Below are 19617 nucleotides of genomic sequence, written 5' to 3' on the forward strand. Positions count from 1 at the left end.
TTTAGGGAAGGCTTATCTTATGGTACATGATCGCGAAGCGGCTGCCTTAATCCCAGTTTAGCTTCACTTCGTTGCCTGTGCGGGATGATTCATAGATAGCATCAAGAATGCGGTTATTCGTATAACCCGAAAGCGCCGATGTTATCGGCTGTTTGCCCTCTCGGATGCACTCGACAAAATGCCGGCTCATAAGAATCCGATCCTCTTCTCCGTCAAGCGGCTCAATATCGCTTTCAGCAACGCCGGTTTCGGCATGGGTAACGTACTTGCCGTAATTACCCACGATCGCAACGCCTCCCTGGGTCCCCATCAAATGGATGAAAGGCTCCTCCGACAAAAATGCCGCATGCGCCGCCCAACTTACTTCCAGCGATAATGTCGCACCGTTATCAAGCTTGATTAAAGCTGAAGCTAGATCCTCTACGTCGTAGTATCCGTCCCAATTCGGTGTTCCCCAGCTCCCGATTCCCTGGCGGTTGGGTCCAAATTCCGCATAGGTAGTACCGTAAACCGACACTGGCTTCGGGTTGCCCATGAGGTATAGGGATAAGTCAAGCATATGAACGCCGATATCGATCAGCGGTCCGCCGCCCGATTGATCCTTCCGAGTAAACCAAGAGCCCCAGCCAGGTATGCCTTTCTTGCGGAACCAGCCCGCCTTCGCGTTATAAACCTGTCCTACGTCGCCGTTGTCGATCCGCTGCTTAAGCGCCCGGCTTAGTCCCGTCCAGCGCATTTGATGCGACATCATCAGAACTTTGCCGGATTTCTCCACTTCCTCTACGATCTCGCGCGCAGCATCGGAATTAATAGCCATTGGCTTCTCCAAAAGGACATGCTTGCCCTGCTTAAGCGCTTCTATCGCAAGTGCCGCATGGTAGTTGTTCGGCACGCCGATAACGACTGCATCGATTGTCGGATCCTCCAGCAGCGCTTGCGGGCTTGCATGAACCGTCTGGATGCCGTGCTCCGCTGCTCGCTGCTCGGCAAGCGGAAGGTATACGTCCGTAACCGCCACGACGTCGATGCCTTCCACCTTATTGAACGTCTGCATATGAATGCTGCCGATCGCGCCTGCGCCGATCACGCCGAGACGTATGTTAGCTTGACTCATTTATTGCTCCTCCTCCAAGGTTTGCGCATGCAAACCTCACTTCGTAAGATTTCGCTTAGGTTTGCGAATGCAAACCTCACTTCGTTATCTATTTCCGATATAAGCTCTTGATCAGTATACCTTGTTCGTCCACCGTCGTCATTGCGCGAATTTGGCGTGCATTTGTTCGCGTTTGTTATTTTCCCGACAAACGCCAAGTCTCTCCGAGCGGCAGCGTTAGAATCTGCCCATCCGGAATGCGGCGTTTTCTGCGCTCTGCCTCCAGTCGGTCAAGCGCCTCGCGAGGCGTATCATCCGCCAGTTTAAAAGCGCCGTAATGCATAGGAACGAACCATTTGGCCGCCAGATCCTCGAAAGCCTGAAGCGCTTGCTCCGGCGTGATATGCTGCGGCGCCATGAACCATTCCGGTTCGTATGCCCCGATCGGCAGAAGCGCGACGTCTATGGGATATCGTCGTCCGATCTCCTTAAAGCCTTGAAAATAGCCGCTGTCACCGGCAAAATAAATCGTTGGAAAATCGGATATGATTGGCCGTTCTGCTTGGCCCCGCTCGTTAAAAAACGGATGCAGACGCTCCGTTGCCGGTTCGGCAGTGCTTGCGATCTGCGCTTGAGCCTCCGAGCCGTCCGCCGTATTTGGCTCCGCAGCCAATCCGCTAACGCGGCCTGCAAGCTTCCCGCTGCGCGAGGTTGGACGTTCAATGATAAAGCCGCCCCAATGCGAGCTGTTCGTATCCCATGGATTACGCCTAGTCGAATGCTGAGAAGGCACGAAGGTGAATTTGACCCCGTTTAACATAACGGATTCCCACCAATGCAGCTCATGGATACGGATGAAGCCCTTTTTCTTAAGCTTTGCGCCAAGGCCCGCCGGCACCAGCAAATGCCTGGAACCGATCAGCCTGCGCAGCGAATTTATATTCAGATGGTCATAATGCGAATGGGAAATAAGGACGACATCGATCGGCGGAACATCCTCAATTGGAATTCCCGGCGGAGAAAGTCTTTTTTGGAAGGCCATTTGGGTAGACCAAACCGGGTCCGTAATAATATTCAAACCGCCAAATTGTATGAAAAAGGTCGAGTGGCCCACCCAAGTGATGGACGGCCACTTTCGGTTATTTTCCAAATATGCGATATCAGGCTCAACATTCGGAACGGTGAATGAATAATCCTTCATTCTTAGCCTGCGAATGCGTTCTTGGCGCCATCTCTTGAATTGCTTAAGCGACGTGTGCTGCTCGATAGGGTCTATGTTTGCAAATCGTTTTAACCTCAACCGTTCATCCCTCCCCGCAAAATTCCGTTGTTTTTATAAGATACCAAGCTGACAGCTTACATTGCAAATATGTTATTTATACGTAAAAATCCCAGGCCGCCAAATGAACAAGGACAGCCATTCGTTCCTCCGTTAGCATCCAACCCTAAAATCAGGTACACTTGAATATATAAGTTTTACACATAAGACTACGCTTTCGACGCAGCAAATGTTACTTATAAGCCGGAAATTTTCATTTACCCCATTATCAATTCAGGAGGTTTCCTTATGAAACTAATTTCTATAGAACCCACGCCGAGTCCGAACTCCATGAAGCTGAACGTCGATGAGATGCTGCCGCGCGGACGCAGGCTTACTTATAAAGCCAGCGAAGCAAGCGAAGCGCCTGAGCTGCTCCGGCAGCTGCTCCAAATCAAAGGGGTGCGCAGCTTATTCCGCACCGCCGACTTTATTGCCCTTGACCGCAAACCCGGAGCGGATTGGGCCGCTATTTTGGCTGAAGCCGGACAATTGCTGCAGAAGGATAACGCTGACGGAGAGCAGGCTGGCGGCAAAGGACCTTCAACCAGCTATGGCGAAGCGCAGGTACTGGTTCAAATGTATCGCGGGATTCCGATGCAGGTACGCGTACGCATGGGAGATACCGAGGCTCGTTCGGCGCTCCCCGCGCAGTTCGGAGAGGCCGTTAACCGAGCCGCCGGCTCCGGCATGATCCGTGAGCGCAAACTCGAGGAATTCGGCGTCCGTTACGGCGAGCCTGAGGAGATCGCCGCCGAGATCGTACGCGAGCTCGAGGCTTCTTATTCAAGCGAAAGGTTAGAAACGCTCGTTCAAGCAGCTGTCGAGCAAGGCCAGTCCGGCTTGGAAGAGGGAGCTGCGCCGGCGGTTGTAAGGCCGGCCCCGCTAACCCTCGAAGAAGCAGAGACGCAATTCGCCTCCAGCGATTGGCAGGTACGATATGCCGCACTTGAGAGATATGTATCCTCCGTTGAAGGATTGCCTTTGCTGGCCAAAGCCATTCAGGATGAGAATACTTCGATTCGAAGGCTGGCAGTCATCTATTTAGGCGACCTGCGCTTGCCTGAAGCCCTGCCTTATTTATTCCTTGCGCTGCGCGACTCTTCTACGTCCGTGAGACGGACTGCTGGCGATACGCTATCGGATCTTGGCGATCCTGCTGCTATCGGACCGATGATTGAATCCCTGCGCGACAAGAACAAGCTGGTCCGCTGGCGCGCTGCCCGCTTCCTGTACGAGGCTGGCGACGAGACTGCCGTCGAGGCGCTGCGGGAAGCAGCGAAGGACAGCGAGTTCGAAATACAGCTTCAAGCCCAAATGGCGCTTGAGAGGATTGAACGCGGCGAGGAAGCCGCCGGCTCCGTTTGGCAGCAAATGACGGCTGCGAGAAACAGCGAGCAATAGAACGCACATAGAAAAGAGGGGAATACTGCACCCCTTTTTATGTTTGGTAAGCATTCTATCACTGGTTGGGAAAAATAAAGTTCTTTAATGAGAAATAAGGGCGATTTTAGATTACTGGGTTAAGCTCTACTCCCCTCTTAGAATTCCCGTTATTCAAAATAATCGAAATCAGCGCAATTAAGTTTCCTATACGAATCTTGGCATCAAATGCCGACAAATGCGCCGGTAAAGTGATCTGCCTGCGCTAAAAAAACGAGGTATCTCAGCAGTGAGATACCTCGTTTAATTTTTTTCATATAGGAATTGTTTTTTACATTCGTCACTACTTGATAGGGCTAAGATTACAGAGAGCTACCCCTTCAGGCACTTCGACTTTGAGATCGATGCTTCCGTCCTCTGCTGCCTTCTCCCAGCTCACCTTGATCATACCTTTCGGCGTCGCAACCTCGCCTTTCGCCCAGGATAAATAGCCGTGATTCGGGCTTACGCGGACACTCGCGTAGCCAGGTTCAGCCGGTTGAACGCCCAGAACGATAGCGGGAAGCTCATACAGAATTAAGGAGCCCCACGCATGACAATCACTTCGTTCCATGACGTCATCTTCCACACACGTCGTCAGATTCTTCGCGAGCATCTCACGCCATAAGGCCCATAGCTCATCTGTTTTATGATAGAGACCGACTTTCTCCACCGCGCGGAAAAGGTAGAAAGCCATCGCTACGGAGCATGGAGCCAAAGTCTTATCCGTCAAGGCCAGCTCCATTAATTCCGTTGCTTCCGCTCCGCCGACGACATCGGTCAATACCGCAAATACCTGAGCATGCTGGCTGTATTCATTCACGCCGGGACCGTCCTGAATCAGGCCGTCTCTTCCAACGCAGTAGGTCAGAACAGCCTGTTTAATTCCTTCCGCTTTCTGCAGAAAGTTTGCCTCCATATCGGATCGGCCCAAGTAACGGGCCAATTCGGCAGCAGCCTGAAGCCCCATACGATACAGGAGGGAATCGAAGGTCACAGGTCCTTTATAGATGGCGTTCGGCACACCGGTATTCCATGCCCCAACCCAATCGACAAAGGACCAGTAGGGATTCCCCATTCCGCCTTCGGATGTCCGAGCCGTCAAACCCGTTTCTTCCAAACGCCGGTCGAAGAACTGAAGAACTCTTTCGACAGAGGGCATGTACTTCTCAACCAGCTTCCTGTCGCCAAAGTACATCATGTGATCGTGGATCATGAGAATATAGTAAATGGCGAACCCGGGAATGACATTAGGGCCGGTAGACGGAAAACAGCTGTTGGTCAGACCATCATAACGCTGGGAGCGGAAGAAATCGTCGATACACTTTCTTGCCAACCGATCATCAGCCGCGGTGTTATACGTAAACAGGATTTGGGATCGCGAATCCATCGCATATTGAAGTTGTTCATAGTACGGACAGTCCTCATAGGTCTCATGCATGCAGAGGCGCAGGGTTCGTTCGCTTATTTCCCAAATGGCATGCAAGGATTCATCGGACGTCTCCACCTTGGTCCGCACTTCAAGCGGATAACCGGTTTCACGGTAACTGAGCCCCATGAAAGTTAAAGGCTCCTCCCCGGTCTCCACGGAGATTTGAACAAAACGGAACGTTCGAAACCAGAACGGCTCGTACTCCTCAAGACGCTCTATCGTACCGAAGCCGCCGACCCGATAGGTGTCCGGCGCACCTTCCAGATGTCCGTGGATATGGTCGGTCCGGTCTCCCTTCGCCGGAGCAGGGAGATGCCCTTTCTGGTCTTTAGCCGGATACACATAGGCTTCCGAGCTGAGAATGGAAACCATTGCTGCTCTACCGCCTGCAAATGCCGTTTCCAGAAAGCCGGTTACTTCGTATCCTGCGCTGATTTCGATAACAGCCTTTGTGTTAGGCGGAATCGTTACCCCACTAACCCCTTCAATTAAACTCTGCCACTCGTCTACATTGGTTTCCGGCGTCCTCGCACACACAACGCTTTTGAATCGGGTCGGTTTTTCATACATCATCGGAATCGGTCTTGGGGTCATCCCACCCGGACTGATCGCTTTTCTGATCTGAACGTCCAGATAAGCCTTCGCCTCCGCCCAGTCGCCGTCATCAAAGCCGGCTTCCTTCCATCCGAATGTGCGGCTATTTCCTTCCGAGGTTTCAACGATATAGAGCGGGTCGAAATATGGATTTACCTTGCCCAATTGAACGTGGTTGTCATAGAAGCTTTTCCACGTCTCATCAGCTCCAAAGGAAAGCTCTGTTCCGTCCGCGAGCTCGATGGTTCCATTTACATATAACCCTGGCATATCCGTACGCCACACCGAATGGTTTCCTTTGTCATGCTGCTGCGGGTAACGGAGAACGATAGCTGCAATTACGTTCACTCCTTGCCGAAGCGCTGAGCCAACCTCCGCTTTATCATAAAACCAGACCTGGTTGTCCCCTTTACATGGACCTTGAGAAACGGAAATGCCGTTTACATAAAGACGATATCTGGAGTCTGCGCTCATTCGAAAAAGTGCCGATTTGATATCCTGATTTAATTCGAGTTCTTTCCGAAAGTATAGAAACGAAGCACTGTCTTGATCATATGACCCCGCTGTCCATATCCAGTTACTTTTGCTGAAAACCGACATATCCATGCTCCCCCTGCCTATAAAGATTTCTGCTAACCTTTAACCGCGCCAATGGTAATTCCCTTTACAAAGTACCGTTGGAAGAAAGGATAGAGGATCAGAATGGGCAACATACCTATTACAGCAATCGCCATCCGGATACCGGTACTTGGCATCTCTGTGTTTACCTTCTGGCTTACGACGTTGGTACTCAAAAACTGAATGTTAGATAGGATTCGGTTCAGCAAATTCTGAATGCTAAAGAGATCAGGGTTCGTCACATAATAAAGTCCATTGGTCCAATCATTCCAAAAGTTGATCCCGACCATGAGCCCAACCGTCGCCATAATCGGCAGCGAAAGCGGAAGCACGATCTGAAAGAAAACTTTATACTCTCCGGCTCCGTCCATTTCCGCCGCTTCGATCAATTCCGGTGGAATATTGTTGGCGAAATAATTTTTCATGAGAAGTACGAAAAAGGCGCTCATCAACAAGTTAGGTAGAATTAAGGCGAAAATGGTATTTTTTATATGAAAAACACTCGTCCACATCAGGTAGGAAGGTACGAGCCCTCCATTGAACAGCATGGTAAAAAACACAATAAAGGAGAAAACATTTCTCTTTGAGAAATCTCTTCTTGATAGCGGATAAGCAAGCATGGATGTCATCAGCAGTCCTAAGCATGTGCCGACAGCGGTAACCAAAATTGTAATTCCGTAAGCTCTCAGTAACATGCTGCTTTGTTGGAACAAGTACTCGTAAGCGTTCAAGCTGAACTTCCCGGGAAAAAAGGAATAACCATGTAGTGTCAAAGTCGCTTCGTCGGCAAAGGAAGAAATCACAAGCAGCAGAAACGGCAAAATACTTGCCAATGCTAATATCATTAAAATAAAGTTAATGCTGATTTGATAAACAGATCGCGTATTGAATAGCTTACTCATTTCTCCACCTCCTAGAAAAGCGCGTTATCTTTATCTAATTTCCTAACAATAAAATTGGCTAGCAAAATCAGTATGAACCCAACCACGGATTGGTACGCTCCTGCGGCGGAGGACATTCCGATGTCGTTCAACTGCAGCAATCCTCGATACACGTAAGTATCGATTACGCTGGTCGTACTGTAGAGTACGCCGGAATTCATCGGGATCTGGTAGAACAAACCGAAATCGGAATAGAACATTGTTCCTATGGACATCAACACCAATGTAATAATGGTAGGTTTTAGCATAGGTAAAGTAATCGAAATGATCTGTCTCCACTTTCCAGCCCCATCGATTTCCGCAGACTCATAAAGAGATCTGTCGATGCCAAGAATGGAAGCGAGATAAATAATGCAGGAGTAGCCCAAGCCTTTCCATAGGTAGATAAACGTCAGGATATAAGGCCAATAAGAAGGCTCCATATACCAGGAGATTGGATCTATGCCGAAGAAAGGCAAAATCGTTTTGTTGATTAAACCCGTGTCCACGCTTAGAAACGCGTAAGCGATATACGCGATAATGATAATGGACATTAATTGCGGCAGAAGCAGAACCGTTTGATAAAACCGGGATAGAAACTTCTTGGACAACTCGCTTAACAAAATGCCGACCGTTATGCCGGCCGTGGTTCCAAGTATAATAAACGCCAAGTTGTACAATATCGTATTTCGCGTAATGATCCATGCATCGGAGGTGCTGAAGAGATACTTGAAATTCTGAAACCCTGCCCAATCGCTATGAAAGATACCTTTCGAGTAATCGATGCTCTTAAAGGCAATAAATAGACCGGTCATGGGGAAATAGTTATTGATAAGCAAATACAATAGCCCAGGCAGCATCATCACATACATCGGAATCATGCTTTTTCTTTTCTTGATCGTTGTATTCAAAGCAATCCTCCTCCTTTCTCTTGTGTGTTCTAAATAAAATAGGGTACAAATATGTAACACAAGTCTGCATGCTGGTTACATATTCGTACCCTAAGAGAAGACTCGTTTACTTCTGATTTGCAGCAACCCAAGCGTTAAGCTGCTCCTGTTTCTCCGCAATGATCTTATCGATTCCCGCCGTTTTCAGCCTGGAAATCAATTCCGGCAAGTATTTGACCGGATCCAGACTTCCGGTATGGAGCCCCGGCCGGTATTGAGAAAGTACATTGTTTACATTGGCGATCTCCGTCTTCACCTTCGAACTGTCATAAGAGAACCCGAGCGCGATCGAGATAGGTGCGGTCTTATTGTTTTCGGCGAGAATGTTATAGTTATTCGGGTCGTTACCTTCCCATACATGGGCAATCAACTGATTCCCCATCAACCAGTCTTGGCCGAAGCCATAGCTGGTATTGGTCGCGTCGACACCGCTTGGGTAGCCAATCGTTCCGTCCTGCTTCTTCTCGTAGTGTTTGCCCTCAATGCCCCAGTCCAGGAAGTTAACTACGTCTGCGTTCGTATAGGTCAAATTTAGGAACTTCATTGCCGCTTCCGGTTTTTTGGAAGTAACGGGAATCGTCCAAGTCAGACCTTGAATGGCTCCGGAAGTAATCAGTGGTTCTTGCAGCTTCCTGGTCACAAAAGGATGTCCGGTGTTTCTTGACAACTGAGCATCCAATCCCACTTCACCGTTACTAAATTCAGAAAATCCCTTGCCTGCTTTGAGTAAGCTCACAGCAGTCTCGGTTGTTGTTGCTGCATCTTTCAAGATATATCCCTTCTGATACCAGTCTCTGATCGTATTTAGGAGCGACTTATATTCCTCTGTCTCATAGAAATTGACGACGTTGAAATTATCATTGCCAAGCAGCACACCTAAACCGTCACCCAAGGCATCGTAATTCGATTGAAATAACAGAGCGCCAGGCGCCAATGAAACATCGCCTGCACCGAATGGAATGAGCATGGACATTTGCGGTTCCTTTTGGGATATTACCTCATAAATATTGGCGATATCTTCAAGGGTATTCACGTTGTCGATACTTAAACCGTACTTGTCCAGAATGTCCTTCCTCATCGCAATATTGGGAACAGCCGCTTTTCCGTTTCCAAGGGTTACCCCGTAAATTTTCCCGTCAACCATTGTTCCTTTCAAAAAGCTCTCCCCAACCGCAGATTTGATTCCTTGACCGTAGGAGTCAATCAATGCCGTAATATCAAGCAGCTGCTTCTGGGCGACCATAGTATTGAAGTTGCCCATTGAAGGCATGAGGTCAAGCTTTTCTCCGCTAGAAATCATCAGATTGACTTGCTGGTCCCAGTTTCCGCCGTTGATCGGCAGCAGCTTCACTTTCACGTTAATTTCTTTGATCGAAATTTTATTGACCTCGTCCTCAATCAACTGTATATCCGTCGGTATGTTTCCGTATATGGGATAGGCATATACGATTTCTTCAGGCTTAGCGGTACTTTCCGATTCTTGTGTCGGGTTTTTACCGGTATCGCTGCCGCTATTGTTGCCACCATTCGCACCCGAGCAGGCGGATAGAAGCAAAGCGACAATCGCTAACACAGTAAAGATTCTGCTTTTCTTTTTCACCTTGATCTCCCCTTTTTATAAATTTGCCTTACAAACAACCTGTGAAGATCAGCAACTGGTTATTTGAATCAGGTTAGCTTTATTATATAAACGAACAGTCAATATCTCTTTAAATCCCCTGTCCTATGATTGCCTGTTTCAGACCATCATCTTGACCATCTCGCGGCTTATAAACAAAAAAAAATCCGTCGATAGACGGGAATGGTTAATATCTGACTTGGTTTATTCTTATTCCGACTTCATGCTCTGTTTTCTATAATCCGACGGCGTGCTGCCGACCACTTTTTTGAACAGCTTGGAAAAGTAAGTGAGATTATCATATCCGACTTCGCTGGCCACCGTACTGATAGCCAAATTAGGATCATTTAGCAGGACAAGCGATTTCTTGATTCTGGCTTCGGTCACAAACTCAATGATCGACACTCCCGTGGATTTCTTGAATATCCGGGTCAAGTAATCCGGATTCAGAAAAACATGATTTGCGATGTCTTCTCTTGTGATTTCATTATTTAGATTGGCGTGGACATATTCTTTCACCTTACCGATGACCGATTGCGATTTCGCAATTTCTACCGTGTAATCAACAGCCTTATCGATAAAATAACGGATCCAATGGGTCATGCCATCCAGGGTGGTTGTAGAATGGCGGTAGAGAACTTGCGACCGCGGATCCTTAAAAAGCTGATGGGCTTGTACTTCTTTTTGCTGCAGGAATGCATACACCATTTGCAGGACATCGTGCTGAACGATGCGCAGCACTTCCAGGTTAAGCTTTTCCTCGGCTGCCAGAGCTTGAAGATACTTTATGATTTCCTGCTGCAATTTTTCTTTCTGCCCCTGATGCAGCATCAATGTCCATTCTTGGAGCAAGCCCTGTAAAGCCGCAGCCGGGGAATCAAGATCAATGCCCCAATCATTTAAATCATAAATTTTACTGCTCAAGGCAACGTTGTTTTTGTCGATTTCCAACAGCTGTTTATATAAATCAGACAGATGCTCGCCATAAACGAAATCGCCAATATAACAGCTTAAACTGCATCCCAAATAGCTATTGCAGGCGACGATAAGCTCCATGCATCTATCCTTGATCTTGCTCTTGGATTCATTCTTATCCATCATCTCCGGAAAGATGGCCAACAGCTGGCCGTTCAGTACCATAATGGCGTCTGAATTCACATTGCCGAATAGAATTTCACCCGCAATGTTCTTCAGGGCGTAATCAAGCAGGTGCTGGTTCCATGTGTCCAGCTTAGTGACGAGTCTTTTTTTGGTGATTAATAACAATCGATACCGTACATCGGTTTTATACTCCACTTTTCTTTTTTTTGCGTTATTAGCAATTTCGGCGGGGTTATCCGTCAGTTGTCCCTGTAGTAAATCAGCCCAGAAACTTTCCGCGACCATGGATTGATTATGAATCCAGTACTCCCCGTACTCGCTGTACTCCTTTAGTCGTTTCGTAGAAGAAATTTTGGAAACAGCCTTATGAATCACCTTCTCCAGCTCCTCGAACGGGATCGGCTTAACCAGGTAATCGAAGCTGCCAAGCTCAATCGCTTTCCTGGCAAATTCAAATTCAGCATGGCAAGTCAGCAAGATACACTCCGTTTCCGCAAAATGTTCTTTCATCCATGCAAGCAGCTCCAATCCGCTGCCTTGCGGCATCTCAATGTCGCAAATCGCGATGTCTACCGGGGTTGTCGTTGAGGACATAATCTCCTTGGCTTGAGCGATATTGTGCGCCGTGTGGACTTCATCTATCTTGAGCATTTCCCAGTCGATACTGTGTTTAATAGCCCTGACGGTCTGGATTTCATCATCAACGATTAGAATCCTCATTCTGAATCGGCCCCCTTTCTATCGGCAAAATGATCTCAATACATGCTCCTCCGGAGTTCGCAGCGGTTATACCGGCCTTATTCCCATACATCAGCTTTAGCCTTTGTTTAATATTCCAGATGCCGATGCTTTCTCCGTCTTCTTTCTGATAGACATGCTCCGAATTAATTTGCTCCAGGGCTTCCGCAGAAAAACCCTTCCCGCTGTCCTGAATCGTAATGAGCGCATATTTGCCGTTATCCCTCTTGATCAATGCGGCTTTAATGAACACGGTGATCGGCTCATACATCGTCAGGGCATGCTTCACGATATTCTCAATAAACGTGAGCAGGATCAGCGGCGGCATTCGCAGGTTCATCAACTGCTGGTCGGCATCTATGTGACAAATCAAGTTTTCTCCAGAGCGGATCTTCTGGATTTGAAGGTATGTCTGCACATGCTTCAATTCATCCTCGAAGGGCACAAGCGTAAAGTTTCCTCTCACCATGTATCTTAGATAATCCGACAAACTCCGGACCATGTCCTGTATCAGTTGGTAGTCCTTCATTTGAGCCATGCTGTATATCGTGTTAAAGGCATTCAAATAAAAGTGCGGTTTGATTTGCATTTGAAGATACTGAAGCTCCGCTTTTTGTTTATGAATTTGTTCTTCATATACTTCGATTTTCAACTGCTGGATCTGTGATGTGAAATTATTGAAGGTATCGATCAGAAGCATAAATTCATAAGGATGCTCCTCCACTTTGATATTATGGCTCAGGTCCCCGCCTTCAAGCATTTTGATCGCGTGCTTCAGCTTTGTGACCGGCTTGAATATCCATTTTCTCAATATAATGAAGGTTAAGGGTATACAAAGTACGGAGAGCAACGCAATAACGCTAATCACAATTTGAATCGAATCGAGTCCTTCAAGAATGTTGTTTTCGGTATCGATGACCGTTACTCGCAGATTGCCTCTCTTGGAATCCTGGCCTATCACCATATAGCTTTTATCCTTGCCCGTAAAATAATAACTGCTCAAGTCACCCGATAGATCGATATCATGCTGTTGCACAAAGTCTGCATTATTCATCGGCACCCCTTGAAATGTGGCGAAAATAACGGAATCCTTATGATTAACATCCAAACCATGAATATATTGAATAAATGTGTCAACATTGATCCATGCTCCCATATAGACGCTCCCTACATTCATGATTCTCAACATGTAGGCAGACGATCCGATTGTTGACGGGAACCACCCCAAGCTGGCGAAGCTTTCGCCTTCGCTCGCCGCATCAGATATATATTCCAACACCGCAATTCTTTCGCGGTAGCTCGTTCGCGAGTTATACGAATATAAATAGTCCTCCGTCATGTTTGAATAGATAATTAGACCATCTATGAGATTATAGGTACTTATGCCTTCAACTATGTTGTCCTTCAAATTATATTTCGCGATCTCTCTCGTGCCCAGGTCATCATTCTCCAGATTGGGAATGCTCAAATCGTGACTGATAATATTCAAGATGTAATTCTCAACGTTTTTAAGTTCGGAATCGATATCGTTCATATAAAGCGCGAGGGTATCTTTCTTCGATTCGGAAACTTTCTTGTGCAATATGTTTATGGAATAAAGATGATCGAAGATCAATAAAAAGATAAGCGGAATAATGATAAGCTGTGAGCCGAGAATAAGCTTGAATGTAAGGGTTTTATATACACTCTTCTTGGGTAAGAGTCGCATGGTTTCATCTGCTTTCCCGTAATTTTTCTTTTTCAACTGACTGAGTACAGGACCGTTTTTATTTCCATAGAAAATTAATTACTACAGGCTGCTATTGTCATACATTCCCGCCAACTGTCATTGATTATACGCGGATGAAATGAAACGGCAGCCACATGGCTGCCGTTGTTGAGCTATTATTTAATCTAAGTTAGTTAGAAGTTAACCATAAGAGCCCGGGTCAGCCGTAACGTCTGAGGTCACCCTACTCATTGTTTTCAACTTATAATTCAATAATAGTTGCATTTAAGCTTGTTCACTAGCACTATCCCGACGAATTGTGGTATTTAACCGACTTTTACGCGTATAGCCGCATTTTCCCGCGAATCTATAAACGGAGTTAGTTTCTTTTTGCACTCGTTCAACCGCTTTATTTTCAGATTAATGACTTTATTTCCTCTCAAAAAAGAGGCGCATTTCTGCGCCTCTGCCGATCTAATATCCAGACACTATTTCGCATATTCCAGCTGCAACCGGACCAGCAGCGAATCGTCTCCCGCATAGGGCTCGTAGCTCGCCCGGTAACCTACGGCCACATTTACGCGCTTGAAGGCTGCCTTTAAGGCTGCCGGAAATTGATCGCCTTCCTCATAGCGGAACGCCAAGGTGGCCGTCTTTGATTCAAGCGCCGTCTGAATAACTTGGTTAAGCTGCTCCGCGCTCGACACCGTGTATTCCGGATCAAGCCAGTGCAAGCCCAGGGCAAGCTTTAGCTTGCTGAAGCGATTGCGCTCCGTCTCCGTGCCCTGCTGCTCAAGCTCGCGTATCGTATCCGCATAAGAAACCGCTGCCGCCGGATACGTCTTGGTCCATTGATGATCCGCACGAAGTTCTTCATCCGTCCGTAAATAATAGTTGTATCTTATCGAACTCTCGCCCGATTCAGATTCATTATTTTGCACTTCCTTGCCGGCTGTCTTCACGCTGACCGGATCATCCCAAGTGAAATCCACATGGTACCATATGCCGTCCAGCTGTACCATATTCCAAGCATGCTCCCCCGTATTCACCGTGCCCTCCGCAATTAGTACCGTTAGGCCCGCTTCCTTCAGCATCTTATAGCCGAGCAGCGAATAGCCCTGGCAAACGGCCTCGCCCAAAGTAACCGCGTTATATGCCGTATAATGGGTCAGCGACTGATCATACTCCACATGGCTTACAATCCAGTCATGGATCGCTTTTATTTTCTCATGGTCGTTCATTCCCGGTTCGATAATCGCTTTCAGCGCCTTGGCTACCTCCCGGTCTACCGCCGCAGTCTGCTCAACCGTCTCGCGGTATCTGGCTTCTAGAGCAATGGTCGATTTATTCCCCCAGCTGCGAATCGTGTAGATGTAGGATTCAAGGATGTAGGCGGTGTAGTCGTCATGCCCGAGCGCTAAACGAATGATTTCCGTCATCTTGCTCGAAAGCTCCTGCTTGTCCCCTGTGTACGTTACCGAGAAGCGCTCAGACCGCGCTTGTAACTGCTTCGCGATCTCAAGCTCCAGCCGCTCCAGCTTATTGGTCTCATCCATTGCGGTCACCTCTTCCGACTCTGTCGCTGCGGGAAAAAAATCCAGCTTTAAGTCCAGGAAGTACGCCGCGGCTATGATGACAACTACCACTAACAATTTGGATCCTACTCTATGCATTCGAACCTCCTACGATTTACGGCTATGTAATCAAACTGTAATATTTCTCTCATCTTGGTTTCATCTTATGCTTATATAATGAATTCATGACCCCCCTTTATTATATATTCTCTCTTGGAGCCTGCAGCCTTGTGCCGCGGGCTTCCTTTTTGTTTAAATCTAGATATATAAGCACATGATAAGCAAAATCTATGCATTATTATTTATTAAGAAAGGCAAGACACTCTCCCAAAATACGGGGTCTTGCTCCGATTGGCTGTGGCCGTTCCCCGATACAAAGAGCGTTTTTACAAGCCCCTCAGGCAGCTCGCCCTTCAGTTTCATCAAATCCTCCGCGCTTATAAAATCATCGCCCTTGGCATGAATCATTAGAACCGGCGTGCGTCCGGCTTCTGAGAATCCCGCCCGCTTCGCCAGCACCAGCGGTATGCTTGCTTCCTTGAATTGCGTCCGCGAAATACGTGCGCGGATAAGCCAAATCTTCGGAATGAGATAGGCTAACGGGAAGATCGGCAGTTTTTTGCGCCGCAGCTCCGACTTCATCATCGTCTCGAACCGAACGGGCATGGAGTCCGTTACGACGGCTCTGACCTTCATTCCTTGGTCAAGCGCGAGCAGCGCGCCAAAGCCGCCAAGCGAATGTCCGAGCACCGAAATCCGGTTTGGATCAATGCCAGGCAGCTGCTTGGCCGCTTCTACCGCAGCCAGCACGTCATCACGAAACATCAACGCGGAAGGCGCCGATATGGAATCGCTGTCGCCGTGGCTCCGCGCGTCATACATCCATACCGCAAAGCCCGCTTCGTAGACCGGTCTGGCATACCGGAGTACTCTCGTCCGGTTAGAGCCCCAACCGTGTGCAATCACAATCAGAGGCGCAAGCCCCTCTCGGGTTAAGGCATCCGATGCCGGCTGCAGCAGCCAGCCCTCCAGCTTGGAGCCGTGGCTTGTAAAGGATACGGACTGCCACTGCGTCCCGATAGCAGGAGCATTGCCGTTCGCAAGCTTCCGCGGTGTCTGGCTGCGGGCGCCCATTTGCCATATTAATGCGGCAACCAGCACAATGATGATGAGAATGAAGACGGGTAATAACCATGAGACAACGTCCATCCCAGCTACCTTCCTTTCTCTACAAGGCTTTCACGGCTTCAACGAACTGCCGCGCCCTCTCCGTTACCTGATCGAATTTGCCTTCGCGAACCCACTCCAGTTTGACAAGCTTGCTGCCCATTCCGACAGCATTCGCTCCTGCTTTAAAATAATCGGCAATATTGTGCAAATCAACGCCGCCTGTGGCGATCATCGGAATCGAATCGAGCGGACCGCGAATTTCTTGCAGGTAGCCTATGCCAAGCGTTCCCATTGGGAAAATTTTTACGGCATCGGCTCCGGCCTTCCATGCCTTCACGATTTCTGTCGGCGTCATAACGCCGGGCCAGACGGAGAGTCCCCGCTCGCGGCCGTACGCAATCACTTCCTCATCCAAATTAGGGGATATGAGAAACTGTGCTCCTGCGGCAACGGCTTGCTCCGCGAGGGCTACATCCGTTACCGTGCCTGCGCCGACAGCTGCTTTGCCGTCAAACTTCGTACGCCAACGATTGATCATTGCCGCCGCGCCATCCGTATTCATCGTGATTTCCATCATATAAATACCGCCGTCGATTAAAGCCTGCGCGGCAGCGTCCGCATGCCGGTCTTCGATTCCCCTTAATATCGCTACGATTTTGTGCTGCAGCAGCAGCTCAAGCATTTGACCCATCCCTATCTCCTCCGGCCTGTACATTCATTTATTCCCAAAATTGCTTTAACATGCGCAAAAATAAATTCGGAAACGGCAACGTTTCCATATCTTCCTTGCCAATCCAGCGATACGCGCTCATCCCGGCAGCTTGCAAACCATGCGTATCCGCCGCCTCATATCCGGCATTTGCTTCAGCAGCTAAGAGATTACGCTCAGGCTCGGACGATGCTGCCACATCCTCAAGCACATCCGCCACTTCGCCTAAATCAGCCAAATAGAATCTCATTTTCCAATGAATATGGCTGAAAATATGATCCGCATCCATAAACCAGCTGCGCGGCCTTATGAGCAGTCCCGTATCTTCCTCCAGCATGCGGCTGATCAACTCAGCCAGCTCGCCTTGCTCCTTCGGCGCCGACTCGGCCAGCCAGCCTGCCTTATCCGGCGGCAGCAGCAAATGCGGCAGCTCCCACATCTGAGCAAGCAGCCCCGTATCCGGACGCTGCCTTACGAGCACCTTGCCCGCATTCACCCCGCTGCCTAGGACAATGGCTGCCGCCCTGAATTCCGGACGCGGCGGCTTAGCCTTTGTTTTAATCGGCAATTCCGACTCTCTGCCCGCAAGGCGTGCCGCGCAATGCTCCATCACCGGGCATGGCAGGCAGCTGGGCGATTTCGGGGTGCAAACAAGCGCTCCAAGCTCCATAAGGGCTTGGTTAAAATCACCAGCGGCGCCTTCCGGTATGAGCGAGGCAGCCAGCCTCTCGATGCCTACCCTCGTAGATGCCTTCGCAATGTCGTCCTCAAGGCAAAAATAACGGGAGAGCACGCGCATCACGTTGCCATCGACTGCCGGCTCCGGCCGGTTAAACGCTATGCTCATAATCGCTCCGCTTGTGTAAGGACCCACGCCCTTCAGTCCCGCTACGGAAGCTTTATCGTCCGGCACGATCCCGCCGTATCGCGCTACTACCTCTTTGGCGCCTGCTTGCAAATTGCGCGCGCGCGAGTAATAGCCGAGGCCCTCCCAGCTCTTGAGCACCTCCGTCTCCGGCGCTTCCGCAAGCGCGCTTACGGTCGGAAATTTACTCATGAACTGGTTGTAGTAAGGAATAACTGTATCCACCCTCGTCTGCTGCAGCATAATTTCAGATACCCATACGCGGTACGGGTCACGATTGATCCGCCATGGCAAATCGCGCTTGATCAGCCGGTACCAGTTCAGCAGCTCCGTGCTAAAAAATAGTTTGACATCCTCTTGTCCCATTAGCTGTTATCCTCCCCGCTAGTTGATGCCTCCGACCCCAATCGGCTGCTGCTGTTAAGTCGTCCGATGCGGCGGTATTGAACAGGCGTAATCCCCATGTATCTCTTGAACAGTCTCGATAAATAGTGGTTTTGCATGCCTACCTGCTTGGCCACGGCCGCCACCGGCAGCTCCGTTTCCATAAGCAAATCCTTAGCGAGCGCAATCCGGCGATTGGTTACATATTGAATCGGGGAGCAGCCCATAATGCTTTTGAAAGAGGTAATAAAATAATTCGGATGCAAAAAGGCGAATTTCGCCAGCTCTTCGACTTGTATGTTCTCATGCAAGTTCGCTTCAATGTAGGCAAGCACCTCGTTCCACTTCACCTCGGAATCGGGATCAGGCTGCTCTTCTCTCTGAACATCGCTTTCATCCATATAAATGGCAAGCAGCTCCAGCAAAACGGCCTTCAGCCGCAGCTCTCTCGTAATGGTATTGGAGTGCTGGTACGCATCCATTTTGTCAAAAAGCTCCTTGACCGCCTGCCTGTCCTGCACGATAACGAATGGCGGCAGCTGCAAGGAATTTATGACTTGCACATCGCCTAGCTCCATACGAAAATGGCACCAATAACGGCTAAAATTTTCGTCGCCCTCCGTACCAAACGATTGCATCGTACCCGCCGGAAATAAATAAAGGGTTCCCGGCTGCAAATCATACTTTTCTTCATCGATCATAGCCCAGCCTTTCCCCTTCTCCGTATAACAGAAACGGTAAAAGTCCGGCTCGGATTTTTGCTCTAACCAGCCTGGGACACTTTCGGTATAAGCGCTCATAATAACGTCGGCTTGGAGTTTATTCAATTGATTCTGTAAAATGCCATCTATTGTCGGTTTCATGAATTCTCCTGTAGGTAAAACTGCGATATAATAGATAAATAAACATCGTGTACGGATGTCAGCCTTCTCTATTATACGAATTAACGCTTCAAATTCATATGGACGTCTTGTGAATAGCCTTAATAAGCCCAATATTTACATAATTATACAATAAGAGGGGATGGATTTTATTGTTTGCCAAGAGGAATCCCATTTTTATCCTTACTTTGTTCGTTTCTTTGATGCTGATGCTGGCATTAACAGCCTGCGGTAGCAGCGGGAATGAAGCATCAGGCAAAGATAGCGCGCTTGATGGGCCCGATGAAGTTGTCTCGGTATATAAGGCCAATTGCGTTAGCTGCCACGGGACCGGGCTCCAAGGGAGAGTAGGCCCTGCTACCAATCTCCAAAAGGTTGGCGAGCGTATGAGCGCTTCGGACATCACGCAGCAAATCGAACAAGGCGAGGGCTCGATGCCGGCTTTTAAAAACCGTTTGACCGCCGAGGAAATTACAGGCCTTTCGAATTGGCTGGCTGCCAAAAAGTAGCATATGGCGTCCC

Annotated in this window: 15 protein-coding genes; 2 read left to right on the forward strand and 13 right to left on the reverse strand. The window is 48.6% G+C overall.

Annotated elements, in window-relative coordinates; all coding sequences use genetic code 11:
* Positions 1-46: 46 nt before the first annotated feature.
* Together ACN6MW_RS05960 and ACN6MW_RS05965 are read right to left on the reverse strand one after the other, a co-directional pair.
* Positions 47-1114 (reverse strand): Gfo/Idh/MocA family protein, encoded by a 1068-nt coding sequence (locus tag ACN6MW_RS05960; RefSeq protein WP_419874631.1) that lies wholly within the window; start codon positions 1112-1114, stop codon positions 47-49.
* Between the two features lie 175 nt (positions 1115-1289).
* Positions 1290-2393, reverse strand: coding sequence for an MBL fold metallo-hydrolase (locus tag ACN6MW_RS05965; protein ID WP_419874632.1), 1104 nt, complete (start codon positions 2391-2393; stop codon positions 1290-1292).
* Positions 2394-2660: 267 nt separating this feature from the next.
* On the opposite strand from ACN6MW_RS05965, the gene ACN6MW_RS05970 reads away from it, so the two are divergent.
* Positions 2661-3815 (forward strand): virulence factor, encoded by a 1155-nt coding sequence (locus ACN6MW_RS05970; RefSeq protein ID WP_419874633.1) that lies wholly within the window; start codon positions 2661-2663, stop codon positions 3813-3815.
* 322 nt (positions 3816-4137) lie between these two features.
* Here ACN6MW_RS05970 and ACN6MW_RS05975 read toward each other — a convergent pair whose 3' ends face one another.
* From ACN6MW_RS05975 to ACN6MW_RS06025, 11 genes are all read right to left on the reverse strand, one after another.
* Positions 4138-6459, reverse strand: a complete 2322-nt coding sequence (locus tag ACN6MW_RS05975) for an alpha-L-rhamnosidase C-terminal domain-containing protein (protein ID WP_419874634.1) — start codon at positions 6457-6459, stop codon at positions 4138-4140.
* A 32-nt stretch (positions 6460-6491) separates the two neighbouring features.
* Positions 6492-7379 carry a carbohydrate ABC transporter permease gene (locus ACN6MW_RS05980; RefSeq protein ID WP_419874635.1) on the reverse strand — a complete coding sequence of 296 codons (888 nt, stop codon included), beginning with the start codon at positions 7377-7379 and terminating at the stop codon, positions 6492-6494.
* Positions 7380-7390: 11 nt separating this feature from the next.
* Positions 7391-8314, reverse strand: a complete 924-nt coding sequence (locus ACN6MW_RS05985; RefSeq protein WP_419876281.1) for an ABC transporter permease — start codon at positions 8312-8314, stop codon at positions 7391-7393.
* Between the two features lie 100 nt (positions 8315-8414).
* Complete coding sequence (locus ACN6MW_RS05990; protein WP_419874636.1) at positions 8415-9947, reverse strand: ABC transporter substrate-binding protein; 1533 nt, start codon at positions 9945-9947, stop codon at positions 8415-8417.
* Positions 9948-10175: 228 nt separating this feature from the next.
* A complete protein-coding gene (locus tag ACN6MW_RS05995; protein WP_419874637.1) occupies positions 10176-11786 on the reverse strand; it encodes a response regulator transcription factor in 1611 nt (536 codons plus the stop codon).
* On the reverse strand, positions 11767-13512 hold the full coding sequence (locus ACN6MW_RS06000) for a sensor histidine kinase (RefSeq protein WP_419874638.1): 1746 nt from the start codon (positions 13510-13512) through the stop codon (positions 11767-11769). Before ACN6MW_RS06000 ends, ACN6MW_RS05995 begins: the two co-directional genes overlap by 20 nt.
* A gap of 488 nt (positions 13513-14000) precedes the next feature.
* Complete coding sequence (locus ACN6MW_RS06005; RefSeq protein WP_419874639.1) at positions 14001-15185, reverse strand: transglutaminase domain-containing protein; 1185 nt, start codon at positions 15183-15185, stop codon at positions 14001-14003.
* Between the two features lie 189 nt (positions 15186-15374).
* Positions 15375-16295, reverse strand: a complete 921-nt coding sequence (locus tag ACN6MW_RS06010; protein WP_419874640.1) for an alpha/beta hydrolase — start codon at positions 16293-16295, stop codon at positions 15375-15377.
* A gap of 19 nt (positions 16296-16314) precedes the next feature.
* The gene (locus ACN6MW_RS06015; protein WP_419874641.1) at positions 16315-16947 is read right to left on the reverse strand and encodes a bifunctional 4-hydroxy-2-oxoglutarate aldolase/2-dehydro-3-deoxy-phosphogluconate aldolase; all 633 of its coding nucleotides are present in this window, start codon (positions 16945-16947) and stop codon (positions 16315-16317) included.
* A gap of 28 nt (positions 16948-16975) precedes the next feature.
* Positions 16976-18196: an A/G-specific adenine glycosylase gene (gene mutY, locus ACN6MW_RS06020; protein ID WP_419874642.1), complete on the reverse strand. Its 1221-nt coding sequence runs from the start codon at positions 18194-18196 to the stop codon at positions 16976-16978.
* Positions 18196-19077, reverse strand: coding sequence for an AraC family transcriptional regulator (locus ACN6MW_RS06025; protein WP_419874643.1), 882 nt, complete (start codon positions 19075-19077; stop codon positions 18196-18198). Before ACN6MW_RS06025 ends, mutY begins: the two co-directional genes overlap by 1 nt.
* Before the next feature lie 170 nt (positions 19078-19247).
* On the opposite strand from ACN6MW_RS06025, the gene ACN6MW_RS06030 reads away from it, so the two are divergent.
* A complete protein-coding gene (locus ACN6MW_RS06030) occupies positions 19248-19604 on the forward strand; it encodes a c-type cytochrome (protein WP_419874644.1) in 357 nt (118 codons plus the stop codon).
* The last annotated feature ends 13 nt before the right edge of the window (positions 19605-19617 follow it).

Origin of the sequence: Pristimantibacillus sp. PTI5, assembly GCF_048572955.1 — a bacterium.
Classification (GTDB): domain Bacteria; phylum Bacillota; class Bacilli; order Paenibacillales; family Paenibacillaceae; genus Pristimantibacillus.